The 238-nt window shown below is 66.8% G+C and carries 1 protein-coding gene; it reads right to left on the bottom strand.

The window, feature by feature from the left end; translation table 11 throughout:
* The coding region (locus ACSNOK_RS36105; RefSeq protein WP_436784877.1) for a hypothetical protein at positions 1-238 on the bottom strand (238 nt) is incomplete at both ends.

The raw sequence follows: 238 nt of genomic DNA, 5'->3' as shown, positions 1-238 counted from the left end.
GACAAAGGGCTGTGCGAGATAGCCTTCCGCCCGGCCGAGCATGCGCAGCTCAAGTAGCGCGCGGGTCAGCGCCTCGCGGTTTGCGATGCGGAACACGCCCTCGGAGCTGCGCCCGTTGTCCGGCTTCAAGATGAGCGGCATGTGGCGGAGCAGCCACTGCTCTCTCTCCTCCTCCGTGCGGTGCGGCACCTTGAAGGTCGGAATGGTCGCAAAGCGCTCATTCCCCGCGCGGCGGAAC

It is taken from the genome of Streptomyces sp. URMC 126, assembly GCF_051386555.1.
In the GTDB taxonomy this organism is placed as follows: Bacteria; Actinomycetota; Actinomycetes; order Streptomycetales; family Streptomycetaceae; genus Streptomyces.
The sequence above is the reverse complement of the archived record's forward strand: the minus strand, read 5'-3'. Positions and strand labels throughout refer to the sequence as shown.